Source organism: Paenibacillus sp. 598K (assembly GCF_003851045.1).
Classification (GTDB): domain Bacteria; phylum Bacillota; class Bacilli; order Paenibacillales; family Paenibacillaceae; genus Paenibacillus_D.
Window position 1 is genome coordinate 9,890 of sequence record NZ_BFBX01000210.1, and the last position, 1,915, is coordinate 11,804.

Below are 1,915 nucleotides of genomic sequence, written 5' to 3' on the forward strand. Positions count from 1 at the left end.
GGCGCTGCCGCTGGATGGGACGACGGACGAACGGTTGGCTGCGGAGTTGGAGACATTGTGTCGGGAGCGAGTCTATGATCTGTCGTCGCCGGTCGTCTACTTCCCCGTGCGCCATCACAGTCCGGCCTGCTCGCATCATCTGCTGCGGGCGATGCGCGCCTATCGGCCGGAGATTGTCCTCATCGAAGGCCCGGAGGGCGCCGACGAGCTGATCCCGGTGCTCGCCGACGAGGCGACCGAGCCGCCGGTCAGCCTGTACTGCACCTACGAGAGCGAGGACGAGAAGGCGGCCTGGTATTACCCGCTGCTCAGCTGCTCTCCCGAGTACGCGGCGCTTAAGGAAGCGGCCGCGCAAGGCGTGCCGTGCCGGTTCATCGACCTGGACTATCGTCCGAGACTGGCGGCGGAGACGGAGGAGGCATCCGCCTCGCTCCAGGACGAGACGCTGCTCGGCAGCTCGGAGTTCATCGCCGAGCTCTGTCGGCGGATGCGCTGCCGCAGCTTCGACGAGCTGTGGGAGCGAGTGTTCGAGATCGGCGGCCTCTCGGCGGACACCGCGAGCTTCGTGCGCGATGTGTTCACCTACTGCACGCTCTCGCGGATGTGCTACCCGGAGTCGCGACTGCGGCGCGAGGGCGAGCTCGACCGCGAGGCCAACATGCGCCGACATATCCGCGAGGCGCGCGAGCAGTATGCCCGGGTGCTCGTCGTGACCGGCGGCTTCCATACATACGGTCTGCTCGACCCGGAGCCAGCGGGCGCATGGGTGTCCCTGTCTGCTGCGGGAGGTGCCGGGGCAGGGAGCCCCGAGGCGGGCGGGATCGTCGATCTGTCGGGGAGAGGAGGCGAGGCTGTCGGCTCTCCGGCAGAGAGATTGTTGGACCCGTCAGGGAGCGCGGATGCCCCGGACGAACCGGACGCGACCTTGGAGCGCCAGATGGGCCTATCCTTGCCCACAGTTGAGCCGCCTGTGCCGGGCGAGCATTTGGCCATGCCAACCGAGTACAGGCCTGATATGCCGACCGGGCACAGGCCCGGGGGGACAACGGAGACGACAGGTCTCCAGCTGCGGCGCGGCGGCAAGCGCCAGCATTATCCGATGATCTACACGTTCCAGGAGGCGGACCGTCTGAACGGCTACGCCAGCGGCATGCCCTACGTCAGCTATTACGATGCGATCTGGTCGCAGCTCCAGCAGGGACGCCGGGCGCCGTATCCGCGCGCCGCGCTGCGTCTGCTCGCTCGCCTCGCCCGCGCCCTGCGGGAGGGCGGCGACACAGTCTCGACGAGCGACGCGATCGAGGCGTACAGCATGCTGCAAGGGCTGGCGGCGCTGCGGGACAAACGGGAGGGCGGCGTCTACGAGCTGCTGGACGCGGTGCTGGCCGCCTTCGTCAAGGGCGAGCATACGGTAGCGACGGACGCGCCGCTGCGCCGGCTGCAGGCGCTGCTGACCGGCGACAAGATCGGCCGCGTCGCCGAGAGCGGCTATACCGTGCCGATCGTCGAGGATGTGAAGCGCCGAGCAGCTGCAGCCCGGCTCGAGCTGCGGACGACGGGCAAGCGCCAGCGCACGCTCGAGCTGTACAGCAAGCCCGGACATCGCCAGGTCAGCCGACTGCTCCACGCCATCAGCTATCTGGTGCCGGAGTTCGCTCGCCGCGAGAGCGGCCCGGACTGGGTGAGCGGCCGCCATATGAATCGCGTGCGCGAGACGTGGAGCTATGGCTACTCGGCGCTTATCGAGGCGCGGCTCATCGAGCAGTCGCTGTATGGCGGCACGCTGCAGGAGGCGGCGACGCGAAGGCTCGAGGAGGCAGCCGCCGAGCTGCCCGATCATCATAGCGGCGAGCTGGCGGCGCTGCTCGTGCAGGCGCTGCTCATGGGGCTGCAGGAGACGGCCGAGCGGCTGTTC

The 1,915-nt window shown here is 68.7% G+C and carries 1 protein-coding gene; it reads left to right on the forward strand.

The genetic code is table 11. The annotated features are described in order from the left end of the window. Positions 1-4: 4 nt before the first annotated feature. Positions 5-1,915: DUF5682 family protein (locus tag PA598K_RS34490; RefSeq protein WP_221414205.1), on the forward strand; the 1,911-nt coding region annotated here is incomplete at its 3' end.